This window comes from Plantibacter sp. PA-3-X8 (genome assembly GCF_003856975.1).
Classification (GTDB): Bacteria; Actinomycetota; Actinomycetes; order Actinomycetales; family Microbacteriaceae; genus Plantibacter; species Plantibacter auratus.
The window spans coordinates 3971876-3984660 of sequence record NZ_CP033107.1 but is presented as its reverse complement, the minus strand read 5'-3'; the positions used below and the strand labels follow the sequence as shown (position 1 = coordinate 3984660).

Genomic DNA, 12785 nt, shown 5'->3' with positions numbered 1-12785 from the left:
ATCAAGCGACGAGCGCGCTGGCGTGCTTCACGACGTCGGTCAGCGGTGCGCCGAGTTTCGTGATGAACGTGGAGTCGAACCCGGCAGGTTCGCTCGATCGTGCCATCTCGATGGCGTCATTCAGACGCTGTCCGAGGAGTGTGGGATCAGGTTCGGCGGTGAGCAGTCGCGGATGCAGCGCAGATCTGGTGCCGGCCAACTCGTTCGTCACGGTGATGCCACCGGAGACGACCGAATCGAGGGGCGGGTGAGACGGGTGGGGGCTGTGCTGCAGTGAGAACATCACATCCGTGTTCGAGAGCAGCTCGAAGTATCCCTGCCAGGACAACTTCCCGCGCGACGCAAGCGTGGTGGTGCCTGACAGCGCGACGGTCGCGTGCGATTCTCCGACGGACGAATAGGAGACTCCACTACCCGCCGACGACGCGGCGGAGAGCTTCAAGGCGGAGATTCCGATCGCGAAGAGGTTGCGAGGCTTGTTCGGTCTTCCGTAGAACATCACGGACGGCTGCGCGGACTTCCGCCGATTCGCAGCTGATTCCTCGAGGCGTCCGAGATCGAGGCTCGGTGCGAACACCAGCGCTGGATCAACATCGAGACGCTCTGCATCCCGGAGGTACGCAGCGAGTGGTTCGGAGTTCACCACCATGCGGAAACCGGCGTGATAGGTGGCTCGAGCGAGCGCAAACTCCGCCGACCAAGGGTAGAAGCCAGGCTCGTAATCCTGAGCCAGGTAGATGACGCGGTCCGGTCGGATCACGTTGAGTCGAGCAGCGACGTCCAAGGGGTGGACCGTGGTCCAATGCGTACCGATCCACAGCTCGTCCGCGCTGACGGCCAGACCGGTGAGTGCCGATACGTGGAGGACCTCGACCTCGGCCCAACGTGACAGACCGAACTCGTCCCTCAGGAATTCCCGGATGCTGGCGGACGCCCGCGGGTTGGGCTCATCCCACAGCGCGAAGATGCGGAGTGGCAGCTCGAGCGAGTTCGCCACACCGACACTGACCTCCAGAGCCGTGCGGATCCCGGCGAAGATGGCTTCGGCCTTGATCTCGGGCACGATCAGCGAGACACGGGGCCGGACCTGATCGCTCGATTGGGCCGATGCGACCGCAAGGCTCATCGGGTTGAGGCCGGCGAAGGCGTTGGCTCCCGGCACCCGTGCGGATGCTTCGATGAAGCCCCGCTCGACCCGGTCCCGCTTCGCCTTGCGTCTGGCACGCATCGCGAGGGTCCGCACTTGGTTGAGAGCAGCGTTCACTTGGTACCCGTCTCCTGCGAGAACCGACGAACGGCGCCCTCGCATATCGCCCGAAATGCGTCTTGGTGTGCTTCGACCGTGAACAACGCGAGGGCACGTTCCCGCGCCTGCGCCCCCAACGACGTCCGTGTGTCCGGCGACGCCACCTCGCCGAGCGCCGAAGCGAGCGCCGAGACAGACGACGGTTCCACCGTCAAACCGCCGGATCCCACTGCCCACGTCATGGGTTCGATGTCGCTCACGATGACCGCGCGACCGGCGAGCATGGCGTCCATCAACTTCGCCGGGAGCTGGCCATGGGCGTATCCGTCGTCTTTGCTCGGGATCACCACGATGTCCGCGTTCTCGACCAGTGCGAGGCCCTCGTCGAAGGAGGTCATTCCGACCCACTGCTCCCAGGGCCGAGCGTCCTCAGGCGCGTCGTCGGTGAGCTTGAGCGTGATGCCAAGATCCTGACGGTCCGCGACCGCCTCCCGCAGGATGTCGACGCCCTTGTGCTTCCGATTCGTTCCGACGAAGGCAATGGAGGGCTTGGAACTGGTGTGCGGTGCCCCGAAGCCCCGGTCGTCGCGAACATGGGGAACGACAGGCCCGCCGTAAATGGCTTGGAGGACCGGATTGCTCACGATGGTGTCCGCCTGCAAAGCGAGCCGCTTCAGCTCCCTGTTCTTGCGCACGGCGCTGAACTTCAGGATGCCCTTCGCGAAGCGGCGCAGCGGGCGCCGCCACGACAACGCGGCCTCGAGATCCGGGTCGTCGACATCGAGGAGGAGTGGGCGATGGGCTGTGCGCGCGAGCCGTCTTGCGCGCCCGAAAGACGTCTCCACCGGCTTGACTGCGAGGACCAGGTCGGCAGCTTCGACCGCCGCAAGGAGTTTGGGATCGTCTTCGTCGACCGTGCGACAGTTCGCGGCGAAGTCTCCACCGCGCAGCGGACCCCAGATCTCGCCTCCACGTGGAGCGAACACCTCGGTCTCCCAGCCGTTGGCCCGCATCAGCAGCCACAGGCAGTAGGTACGACCAAGCGAGTTCGATGAGATGTCCGGGGTGAAGATCGCGATTCTCATCTTCTGCTCCGCTCATGGTTGACCATGCGCAGGCCGTGCCGGTACATGGGAGACCTTTCGAAGTGAACGATGTCGACCGCTCTGGAGCTTGAGTCACGCTCGAACCTGACGGCGAGGTCATCCTGACGATAGTTCTCGAATCGTAGCAAGATCGCAGGCGGTCCATCGATCGTGAAACATGATGTTCACCGACGTAGCATCGAACGCCACCGGCGGGGCGATCGTTTGTCGTTAGGATCGGTCCATGGGGATCGAGCGAACTGCCAGCGCGCGTCCGTCCCCGGCCTTCCGCATGGCGCTCTTCGTTCTAGGGGTCGTGTTTTTCTCGGGGTTCATCAATTTGATCCCGTCGCCTGGACCAGCGTTGGCAACGCTCCTCATTGATGGCGCGCTCGTGATCATGTTCGGCGCGTTCGTCGTACGTGTTGGCATCGCTCAGGGACGCATGCCCGTCAGCATCTGGATGGCCGCCTGGCTACTGCTGGTCCTCGCGTACGCTGCCTTGCTACTTCAGGGTGGTGCGCCATTTGCAGAGCAATTGGCAACGGTGCGCAGTCACGCTCTATACGTGTTTCTTGCTATCTATATCGCGACTTGTGTTGAGGAAACTGCCGAGCTTCGGCGACTGCTCGAGATGATCATGCGGTTGGGCGTGGCGTTTTCGGTCTTTGGGATCCTGCAATACCTGCTTCGAGCTCAACTTCCGACCTGGCTCCTGGCGAGCTCTGATACGCGTGTCTTCAGCTATTTCGGAACTGACATCACCCGCTCGAACGGCCTCATGGGCAATACCATCGTCTACTCCGCTGTGTTGCTTCTGTTCCTATCTCTCTGGGCGTTCAAATTCGCTCAGAGACCGACATGGCGGAGTGGCCTGGCAAGCGTGGTCGTGATCGTGGCCCTCATGACGACCTTCTCGCGCATCGCGATCGCTGGCGCCGTCGTCATCGCTCTTTTGGCGCTTCTGCGAATGCTTGGTAAAGAGGGCATCTCCAAACTGGTGCCGGGGTTGGTCGCATTCTCGCTCCTGGGAAGCGTTGTTGTTGTGGCTCTCCTCGCAGATTCGACGACCTCACGGGCGATCGCGGACTCTTTCATCGTGAAGGAGCTGTTCGGAGGGCAGAACGAGTCTGTTCAAGGATCGACGGCCGGTCACGACGCATTCACACAGTTTGCGCTCAACAGCTTCGGATCAAATCCTTGGACCGGGGTCGGGATCGGTAGCCAGAGCGTGGTGGGAACTACCGCCGTTCAGATCACAGACGGAGCCAATCTCGCCGTGGCTGTGGAAGGTGGATTGGCGCTCTTCATTCCCTGGATGTTGCTCATTGTGACCGCTGGCCTTGCGGCATTCGCCGCGCGCAAGATCGTCGACGCTGACTACCGGTTCCTTGCATACGGTCTCGTTGTCTTCATTGCTTACCAGTTCGGCGCCGCATCGTTCGTGAACTCAGCGATTATCGGGAAGACGCCCTTCCTGTTGTTCTGGGGGGCATTCGGCATACTCATGGGCCTTGGCAGAGCAAGCAGGAGGAGTGCGGGTTCCGTGAGCGTCGCAGTAGGAAGCGACAGCGAACGTCACGATCCAGCGGCCATCCGGTAGGTACTCGTGGCAGAGTTGCGCCGGCTAGGTGCACTCAGGACCCTGTCTTTTCGTGCATGTCGCCGGTGAACAGCCACCTGTCAGCATCTAAGCGACCATCAACAGGAGGTAGCTCTGCCCGGATCTCTTCTCGCGTCCGGCGGTGCTCCAAAGCGCCGGCGATTGCGCTTGCAAGCTCTGCGCGCTTGATTGTGGGTGAGAGCACTTTATGGCCCTGCTTCTGCAGCCACTCTGCAATGCCGGTTTCCGTGCTCGCGACGATCTCGGTTCCGACGCTGAGGCCCTCGACGATCGGGAGACCGATCTGCTCCTTCCAGTTGGTGAAGGGTTGCGACAGTAGGACGGCGACGTCAGCATGACGCTGCGCCTCGAAGATGACGTCTCGGGCGGGGTCGATGATGACCGTCGTGCGCGGTGCCGTCTGCGCCCAGCGGAGGACCTCCGCCTCGAGCGGCCCCTTGCCGAGGATCTGGAGTTCGGCGTTCGGCGACGACGCCAACACGTTCGACCAGCTGTCCATGAGCTGGCGAATGCCCTTCCGCTCGTCGAGTGCACCCACGAACAGCACTTTCGAGGCCGGCTCGTCGCTGTCGACGGTGAGCGCGGACGGGTGGGCTGTCGGCAGGCCCCAGATCAAGGTCGTCTCCGGTGGACGACGCTTCATCCGGGCGCCGAGCAAAGCTTCGTAGTTCGTCTCCGCGTCGGCGGTGCCGAAGACAATGCGAGTCAGCGACCGGTAGCAGAATCCAACCGTCAGACGCAGCAGGGCCCGGGTGACGGCGACTGGCAGATGCGTGCTCGCAGCGACCTTGCGCGGCAGGTCTGCGTTCTCGATCGCGTAGGTCACGAGCTGGGTCGGCTGCCGACGAAGCAGTCGGCCTACGCGCGCTGCCACCGAGAGAACCAGGTTCTGCGGCAGTGCGCTGGGAGCGTAGGGTTCGACGATCTCCAACCTCGAGTAGGTGCCCTTGAGGACCAATGCCGCGATGTGCACGAAGGACGTCTGTTCGACCCGGACACCTGCAGGAGCTCGCGTCACATCGAAGTCGTACATCGGCTTCTGATAGAAGAAGTCGCCCGGGGCGCTGTCGTGCAGCCGCTCGAGGTGCGTCGTTCGCGCGCCGCGGTAATACCGGGCGATGGGTTTCTGGGTCATCGGGGCCAAGCGTCCTTCGTCACGCGTTCGAAAGCAGGCTGTTCCGTCTGGCGCAGACCGTCTCGGTACGCCAACCAGAGGTCACCAGCGAAGTGGAATCGGCCTGCGGCGACGCGTTTGCCCACACGTAGCGTCGCGCGGATGACGGAGGCAAGGAGGAAGTGCCGCTGACGCGCAGCGACACGGCCGAGTCCATACGCCGAGTAGAGCTGGACCCGGTCGCCGGCGATGCTGTGCGACGACGAGACCGCATGAGCGACGGTCGCCTCGGGTGCGATCGCAACCTTGAAACCCGCGGAACGGGCGCGGTAGCCGAACTCCACGTCTTCCCAGTACATGAAGAAGGTCTCGTCCAGCAGGCCGATCGCCTCCAGAAGTCGTCGGGAGACCAGGACACACGCCCAGGTCACGAAGTCGGGGCTCGTCGACCCCGCCGTCTCGTCGATCCGCAATGGGAACCCGATGGCCGGGCCGAGCGCCTGGAGTGACCCGTCCTCGTTGAGGATTGCCGGACCGACGATCCCCACACTCGCATCGCGTTCGAACGCCGCCAGCATCACGGACAACGCTCCCTCGTGCAGCCGAGCGTCGTTGTTGATGACGAGCACGAAGTCTGCGTCGGCCTCGAGGGCGTAGCGCAGACCGACATTGACTCCGGCGGAGAAGCCGCCGTTCTCCGACCGTTCGAGCAGGACGTGCGCGGGAGCGTCCGACGTGTCGAGCGCTTGCCGAAGCGTGCCGTCAGCCTCGTTGTCGACGATGATGATCTGGTTCAGACCGCCGTCCTGTGCGAGCGAGGCGATGCAAGCGGTCGTGTTCGCGGCGTCGCGCCAGTTCAGGACGACCGCGGCAATCGAAGGTTGGGGTGAGGAGACCGCTTCAGGACGATCCATCAACGCTCTCGCAACACGTTCGAGACGATCTCGGCCGTCCGGTCCCAGCTGTACGTCGCCGCCGGCGCTGTGGCATGGGGTCGGTCAGCCAGGGCCGTACGCATCGCTTCGGCCCAGGCCAGGTCGTCGTGTGCGTCACCGACCGGGAACCCCTGGCCGCTCGAAATCTCGGCGATCGACTCGCAGCCCTCCCAGAAGATCACCGGGGTTCCGCACGCGATGCTCTCGACCGCAGGAAGGCCGAACCCTTCGACCAACGACGGGAAGACTGTGGCGGCTGCGCCGCGGTAGAGCTCAGCGAGCTCCGGGTCGGAGAGTCCGCTCCGCACTTCGACGCGATCGGCGACACCGAGTTCCGCTGCACGGCGCTCGGCGCCCTCGCGGTCGTTCATGACGACGACGAGTCGGGCGTCGGGCACGCGGGCCAGCGCTCGGAAGACGACGTCGACGTTCTTGTGCGCGCGCAGGTTGCCGACGTACAGGAAGTAGGGGAGAGCATCCGCAGCGTCGGTCGGGGCCTCGCCCGGGTGGAATGCGTCCGACAGTCCGTTGCCGGCGTTGACGACACGGACGCGGTCGTCGTCGACCCACTCCTCGATCGCATGCTTCGACGTCTCCGACACGGTCAGCACCAGTCGGTTCCGGCGGATGATCGGGCGCAGCACAGCCGAATAGTGCGCGAGGTACACGGCACGACGGTTGGTCGTCGGGTGCAGATGAATCAGGTCGTGGACGGTCACCACTTGTGGCGAGCGGGCGAGGAACCCGTTGTAGCCGGGGGAGTAGATCGTCTCACCGCCGGGTGTCCGGCGCACGCGGAGGAAGTCCTGCGGATCGGACGGCTTGCCGCCGACCTCGAGCGCCGACCACTCGACGCTCAACCGCGGGAGCACTTCGGACGCATAGCGACCGATGCCGTGGACGCCGCTCCACCTGGTGTCGGCAAGGATCATGAGGCGAGGGTCCGATCGGTTCCGTCGGTGCGGGCGGATTGACCGACCCAGCCGGTGAGCTTGGTGGCGAAGGCGGCGGATCCGAACAGGGCGTTGACGCGCTCCTGAGCCGGAGCCATGTCGACGAGCAGGGCGCGCTCGACCGCCTCGCGAAGCGTCGCGTCATCGAGCGCATCGACGACGACACCGCCGTCGATGGCGAGGACACTCTCGGACGCACCACCTTCGGAGAGCACGAGCGCGGGCGTACCGAGGGCCATCGCCTCGACGGGCATGATGCCGAAGTCCTCCACCGCTGCGAACACCAGGAGCGATGCCGCCTGGTACAGCGCGAAGAGCAACTCGTCGCTCGGCCTCGTCATGATGATGACCGGCACCGTCGCGGCATCCGCGAGCGCCTGCAGTTCGGCGTGCTGCGGCCCCGCGCCCGCGAGCACGACCGGCAAGCCGGCGAGTTCGCCGGCGCGGATGGCGACGTCGAGTCGCTTGTAGTCGACGAAGCGGGAGGCACCGAGGATGTACTCGGACGGCAGCGTCGAGAACAGGTACGCGTCCTCAGCGCTGAGTCGGTCCGCCCAGGACGGCACGCTCTGGAGGTACTCGACGCGGACCGGCGGGTGGATGACCTCGGCCTCGACGCCCCACGAACGCTCCATCCGCTGACGGATGTAGTCGCTGTTGGCGGCGAACGTCGCGCCGTCCTGCGCGCGCTTGCGGTCGACGCGACGGAGGGCGGGGGCGAGTGCGCGGGCAGCGAGGTTCCCGCCACGGACGTCCAGCTCGGGGGCCCAGAGGTATCGGGCAGGCGTGTGGACGTAGACGAACCGCTGCGGGCCGTTCGCTCCCTGCCGTCCGCCGGCGTGATGCGCGAACGCGTGCGAGCTGATGAGGACGAAGTCGGCGGCGGAGACGTCGGTCCTGGCCCAGGTGGCCGGCATGAACGGCAGCGCGGCCGCTTTGCTCTTCCGCAGGGGTGTGCGGGCGATCCAGGATTCACTCACGGTGTGGCCGGCGAAGCGGTCGGGCGCGTTGCTCCACAGGCAGTGGATGTCGGCGTCGGGATAGGCGGCGGCCATCGCATCGACGACGTTCTCGGAACCACCGTGACGCTCGATCCACTCGTGGATGATCAGCCCCGCCATCAGTGGGCTTCCTTGCCCGGAGCCACGACGGCCCGGATGGTGCGCCAGAGGATGACGACGTCGCCCATGAGTGACCAGTTCTCGACGTAGTACAAGTCCAGTCGGATCGCGTCCTCCCAGCTGAGGGCCGAGCGGCCGCTGACCTGCCAGAGGCCCGTCATGCCGGGCTGCACGATGAGGCGGCGCTTCGCCGCGGAGTCATAGAGCGCGACCTCGCCCTCGCGCTGCGGGCGCGGGCCGACCAGGCTCATGTCGCCGCGGAACACGTTGATGAGCTGGGGGAACTCGTCGAGCGAGAACTTCCGGAGGGTGGCGCCGACGCGGGTCAAGCGTGGGTCGTTTTGCACCTTGAACAGCGGGCGATCGCTCGTGCCCTGCTGGGCGAGCAACGCGGCCAGCTCGGCGTCGGCGTTGACGCGCATGGAGCGGAACTTGAGCATGTTGAACGGCTCACCGTTGAGCCCGACCCGCTCCTGGCGGTACAGCACCGGTCCGGGGCTGGTGAACTTCACGAGGAGAGCGACGACAAGGAGGATCGGCGACGCGACGAGCAGGATCGCGCCGGAACCGAGGATGTCGAAGAACCGCTTCGAGAACCGCTTCCGTCCCTCATAACGCGGTGTCTCCACGTGGATGAGCGGCAGGCCGGCGACGGGGCGCGTGTGGATGCGAGGGCCACCGATGTCGGTGAGGCTCGGCGCGACGATGAGGTGCTGGCGGCCCGGCTCGAGACTCCAGCTGAGCTGTCGGACCCGCACTGGCGTGAGTTCATCGGAACTCGTGATGATGACCGTGTCTGCACCTGTCGCTTCGAGTGCCTGCAGCACGGTGTCGACGGTGCCGGAGACCGGGATCGTCGTGGACCCGAGCGTGCCGCCGACCTTGCCCGTCGGAATGCAGGCACCGACGACGCGGTAGCCCGAGTCCGTCGAACGGCCCAACTCCCCGGCGATGTGCTCCGCGGAGTCGGCTGACCCGACGAGGAGGACGCGCGAGGAGTAGTTACCCCGCGCGCGCTGCACTGACAGCCACTGCCGCCACATCCAGCGCGACAGCAGGAGGACGAGGATGCCGAGGGGGAACGCGAGGAGGAAGTACCCACGGGCGAGGTCGAGCTTGAAGAGGAACGCGACGATCGCGACGAGTCCGAAGAGTCGGATACTGGCATCGGCGATGAGCTTGTACTCGGTGTTGCCGCTCCCGACGATGCGGGCCTCGCGGGTGCCGAACACCCTGAGGACGATCATCCATGCACCGATCAGGACCAATGAGATGACCGTGTAGTTCACTGCCACCCGCGCGGCGTCGAACCCCACCGAGGTCGTCTCCTGGTCGAAGTCGAACCACACGAGCTGCGTCCCGAAGACCACCCAGATGAGCACCAGCGCATCGGTCAAGGCGAGACGGTTCGCATACACACGCCGCCAATCACGCACGACGACGGGCTTGGGGGCGGGGGAAGTGCTCGCGGGCGTCGTTGGCAGCGGCACGGAAGGCTGCGACAACATGCGGTCTCCGTGGTGGAACACGTAATTACTACTGATGACGAGAGAGGAAAGCGGCGTTTCGATACGCGAATGTATCGGTGTTGTTGACATTAGCGGTCTGGATGGCCGACATCTGTCCCCTTTTTGGCGGTTGTGCCCCAGTTGGGCCACAATCGCGACAACTGTAGGGGAAACCCTACTGGGCGTCAGGTGTCGTTCGACGTTCTCAGGACCCGACCGAGGCCCATGAGACGCCGCCGTCGGACGAGCTGAAGAGCGTTTCGCCTACCCAGAGCCAGCTCACACCGTCCGCCGACGTGAGTGCAGCCGGTGCTGCGAGATCGGCGTCAGCGATGCACGAGACCTCCTCTGGCGCGGACGTGGCGGTCAGGGTCGCGCCGGGCACGCGGAGCACTCCGAGGCCCGTGCAACCGGTGACTCCACGGGCGGCGAACAGGATCTGATCGGGCTGCAGCTCAACGGCATGGATGCCGGCGAACGGAATAGCTGTCCATGAGCCGTTCGACGCATCCCATTCGGCGAGGACCGCAGAGCAGGCCGTCACGGTGCGGGTTTCGTCTGCCGCGAGCACCTCGACGACCGGGCACGGTGCCGCGACCGGCTGACCCGCCATGACGACGGCGGTGGAGCCGTCCGGCGCCAGCGGTGTCTGGTACGCGACGGTCGAGAGCAGTTCGGGCGAGGAGTCCCAGGTGTCGCCGGCGTCGGTCGACGAGAATCCGCCCACCGCGCACTCCGACCCGGCTGATCCGACGAGTTGCACCTCGTCCTCGCTCGTCGCCGTGAGGGCGTAGACGACGCGGAGGTCGAACGCCTGGGCGGTCGGGATCACTGCCCAGGTGACCCCCGCGTCCTCGCTGCGCTCGACGACGGCGGGAACTTCGCAGGTGCCCTGTGTCGCACGCCAGAGGACCGTGGCGTTCCCAGCAGCCATGAACCGCTCGGTCGACTCAGCGGCAACGGGCTCCTCGGTGACCTCCGGTGAGGCGGTGGCCGACGGTGTCCCGCCGAACGTCGGAATCGGGCGCTGCGTCGGCTCCTCAGTGCTGCGGCCGTTGGCCGTGAGGGCGAGCCCCACGAGGACGACGTCGGCGATGAGGAACAGCACCAGCCCGATGATCGCCAGCGTCCGACGTTTGGAGCCGAGCCGATCCCAGAAGGTCTCCTTGCGATCGCCCGCGCGATATGTGGACCTGCTCTGCTTGGGCGTCACGCTCGGTCGCCCGCCTGAGCGAGTCGATCCGCGATGACGGAGACGTGGTCGTGGATCTGGTCGCCGACCCGCGCGTAGGTGGACGCGCTCCGGCGGTAGGGGTCTTCGATGTCGTCGTCCTCCGCGTCCTCGGGCGGCGGGACGGAGCCACGCTGCGCGGCGACCTCCTCGACGAGCGTCCAGGGGTCGGAGACGACGTGGGTCTCTGCGACGAGCCTCGCGAACTGGGGCACGGTGAACGTGACGCGGGAGGCTCGGGGGAGGAGCCGTGCCACGACGCTGCGGTGTTCGCGGGTCGCCGTCAGGATCAAGTCGGCATCGGCCACGAGGTCGCGGTCGAGCGGTGTGGGGACGTGGCCTTCCGGTGATCCGCCGAACCGACGCGACTGCTCGACCACCTCGTGGGGCATCTCGAGGCCCTGGCCGACGCCCGTCCCCGCGCTCGACACGGCGATCGGCCGGCCACCCGCGGTGACGCCGGCGGCCGCGAGCCGCGCGGTGAGGATCTGCGCGCCCAGTGCGGAGCGGCAGATGTTGCCGGTGCAGACGAAGAGGACCGAGAACGGGCGAGAAGGGGTCCCAGAGGAACCGGTCACTTCTTCACATCCTCGGCGTAGCCGTACCCGGCTCCGTAGCCGTAGCGTGCGTACCCGTAGGCGTCAGGGCCCTTCGTCGGCACCATGGTCATGACGAGTCCGGCGACCGAGGCGTTCACATGCGCCAGTGATTCGAGTGCACCCTTGAGCTGGTTCTTGTGGGTCCGGCCGGCTGCGACGACGACGAGCGCCCCACCGGTGTGCCGCGCGAGCAGTGCACCGTCGGTGACCGGCAGGAGTGGCGGTGCGTCGATGATCACGTAGTCGAACTGCTGCTCCAGCCCACGGATCAGCTTCTGCATCACGACGGAACCGAGCAGCTCACTCGGGTTCGGCGGTACGGCACCGGCTGGGAGGATCTGCAGCAAGCCACGTCCCCACTGCTGCATCGTGTCGTCGAGGGTGGCCCGACGGATGAGGACGTCGCTCAGGCCGACTGCGCCCTCGATGTCGAAGTAGTTCGCGAGCTTCGGGCGGCGGAGGTCCGCGTCGATCAGGACGACCTTGTGGCCGGCATCCGACAGCGCGATCGCCAGGTTCGCCGCCGTCGTGCTCTTCCCCTCGCTCTGGATGGACGACGTGATGACGTAGCTGCGTGGCTGGTCGGTGACGTCGAGGAACTGCAGGTTCGTCCGGAGGCTGCGGAACGACTCGGCGCGCGGGCTCTTCGGGTCGGCCTGCACGATGAGCGGACGCTGCTTCGCCTTCGGGTCCCACGCGATGCCGCCCATGAGCGGGATGTCCGTGACACCTTCGACGTCGCGCTCGTTGCGGATGCGAGTGTCGAGCGTCTCCTTCAGCACGGCGAAACCGACACCGATCGCGAGGCCGACGAGCAGGCCGAGCGCGATGTTGAGGGGGACGTTCGGGCTCACCGGGGTGTTCGGGACGCCGGCCTGCTGCACCAAAGTCAGCTTGACCGGGCTGGACGCCCCGTCTTCCGGCGTCTCGATCTTCGACACGACAGCCGTGAGGCTCTCCGCCGTGGTGTTGGCGATCTCAGCGGCCAACACGGGGTCGGGGTTCATGGCCGTGATCTCGATGAGCGTCGTGTCGAGCGGCGCCGAAGCGGTGAGCTGCTGAGCGAGCTCGCCCGCCGTGATGTTGAGTTCCAGGGAGCCGACGACGGGGAGCAGCACGATCGGGGTGCTCACGAGGTCGGCGTAGGTCTTCACCCGCTGCTGTGTGAAGGCGTTGCCCTGGGCCAGTTCCTGCACGTTGTCGCTGGACTGCGTCGAGACGAACACCTTCGCCGATGAGCTGTACTCGGGCGTCTTGACGAGCGAGTAGGTCGCTGCGATCGCGACCCCGAGTAGCGCGAGCGCGACGATCAGCACCCAGTACTTGCGAAGGACACGGAGATAGTCACGAAGCTCCACGCGGTGGCATC

The 12785-nt window shown here is 65.8% G+C and carries 11 protein-coding genes; 1 reads left to right on the top strand and 10 read right to left on the bottom strand.

What is annotated here, in order from left to right; all coding sequences use genetic code 11:
• Nucleotide 1: 1 nt before the first annotated feature.
• Complete coding sequence (locus tag EAO79_RS18575) at nucleotides 2–1264, bottom strand: hypothetical protein (RefSeq protein ID WP_164486981.1); 1263 nt, start codon at nucleotides 1262–1264, stop codon at nucleotides 2–4.
• Nucleotides 1261–2331: a glycosyltransferase family 4 protein gene (locus tag EAO79_RS18570; RefSeq protein ID WP_124769939.1), complete on the bottom strand. Its 1071-nt coding sequence runs from the start codon at nucleotides 2329–2331 to the stop codon at nucleotides 1261–1263. The genes EAO79_RS18575 and EAO79_RS18570 overlap by 4 nt, the downstream gene beginning before the upstream one ends.
• A gap of 244 nt (nucleotides 2332–2575) precedes the next feature.
• On the opposite strand from EAO79_RS18570, the gene EAO79_RS18565 reads away from it, so the two are divergent.
• A complete protein-coding gene (locus tag EAO79_RS18565) occupies nucleotides 2576–3934 on the top strand; it encodes an O-antigen ligase (RefSeq protein WP_124769938.1) in 1359 nt (452 codons plus the stop codon).
• 34 nt (nucleotides 3935–3968) lie between these two features.
• Here EAO79_RS18565 and EAO79_RS18560 read toward each other — a convergent pair whose 3' ends face one another.
• The 8 genes from EAO79_RS18560 to EAO79_RS18525 form a co-directional block, all read right to left on the bottom strand.
• Nucleotides 3969–5090: a glycosyltransferase gene (locus EAO79_RS18560; protein WP_124769937.1), complete on the bottom strand. Its 1122-nt coding sequence runs from the start codon at nucleotides 5088–5090 to the stop codon at nucleotides 3969–3971.
• Nucleotides 5087–5983 (bottom strand): glycosyltransferase family 2 protein, encoded by an 897-nt coding sequence (locus EAO79_RS18555; protein WP_124769936.1) that lies wholly within the window; start codon nucleotides 5981–5983, stop codon nucleotides 5087–5089. The genes EAO79_RS18560 and EAO79_RS18555 overlap by 4 nt, the downstream gene beginning before the upstream one ends.
• Nucleotides 5983–6936 carry a glycosyltransferase family 1 protein gene (locus EAO79_RS18550; RefSeq protein ID WP_124769935.1) on the bottom strand — a complete coding sequence of 318 codons (954 nt, stop codon included), beginning with the start codon at nucleotides 6934–6936 and terminating at the stop codon, nucleotides 5983–5985. The genes EAO79_RS18555 and EAO79_RS18550 overlap by 1 nt, the downstream gene beginning before the upstream one ends.
• The gene (locus tag EAO79_RS18545) at nucleotides 6933–8078 is read right to left on the bottom strand and encodes a glycosyltransferase (RefSeq protein WP_124769934.1); all 1146 of its coding nucleotides are present in this window, start codon (nucleotides 8076–8078) and stop codon (nucleotides 6933–6935) included. Before EAO79_RS18545 ends, EAO79_RS18550 begins: the two co-directional genes overlap by 4 nt.
• Entirely contained in the window at nucleotides 8078–9475 is a 1398-nt protein-coding gene (locus EAO79_RS18540; protein WP_241160934.1) for a sugar transferase, read from the bottom strand. The genes EAO79_RS18545 and EAO79_RS18540 overlap by 1 nt, the downstream gene beginning before the upstream one ends.
• A gap of 316 nt (nucleotides 9476–9791) precedes the next feature.
• Entirely contained in the window at nucleotides 9792–10799 is a 1008-nt protein-coding gene (locus tag EAO79_RS18535) for a hypothetical protein (protein ID WP_124769932.1), read from the bottom strand.
• Nucleotides 10796–11395 (bottom strand): low molecular weight phosphatase family protein, encoded by a 600-nt coding sequence (locus tag EAO79_RS18530; protein ID WP_124769931.1) that lies wholly within the window; start codon nucleotides 11393–11395, stop codon nucleotides 10796–10798. Before EAO79_RS18530 ends, EAO79_RS18535 begins: the two co-directional genes overlap by 4 nt.
• A complete protein-coding gene (locus EAO79_RS18525; protein ID WP_124769930.1) occupies nucleotides 11392–12774 on the bottom strand; it encodes a polysaccharide biosynthesis tyrosine autokinase in 1383 nt (460 codons plus the stop codon). Before EAO79_RS18525 ends, EAO79_RS18530 begins: the two co-directional genes overlap by 4 nt.
• Between the last annotated feature and the right edge of the window lie 11 nt (nucleotides 12775–12785).

Excerpts from the sequence above, each read along its gene's own strand:
- EAO79_RS18570 (WP_124769939.1), bottom strand. The coding sequence starts at position 2,331 with ATGAGAATCGCGATCTTCACCCCGGACATCTCATCGAACTCGCTTGGT.
- EAO79_RS18565 (WP_124769938.1), top strand. The coding sequence starts at position 2,576 with ATGGGGATCGAGCGAACTGCCAGCGCGCGTCCGTCCCCGGCCTTCCGC.
- EAO79_RS18560 (WP_124769937.1), bottom strand. The coding sequence starts at position 5,090 with ATGACCCAGAAACCCATCGCCCGGTATTACCGCGGCGCGCGAACGACG.
- EAO79_RS18555 (WP_124769936.1), bottom strand. The coding sequence starts at position 5,983 with ATGGATCGTCCTGAAGCGGTCTCCTCACCCCAACCTTCGATTGCCGCG.
- EAO79_RS18550 (WP_124769935.1), bottom strand. The coding sequence starts at position 6,936 with ATGATCCTTGCCGACACCAGGTGGAGCGGCGTCCACGGCATCGGTCGC.
- EAO79_RS18545 (WP_124769934.1), bottom strand. The coding sequence starts at position 8,078 with ATGGCGGGGCTGATCATCCACGAGTGGATCGAGCGTCACGGTGGTTCC.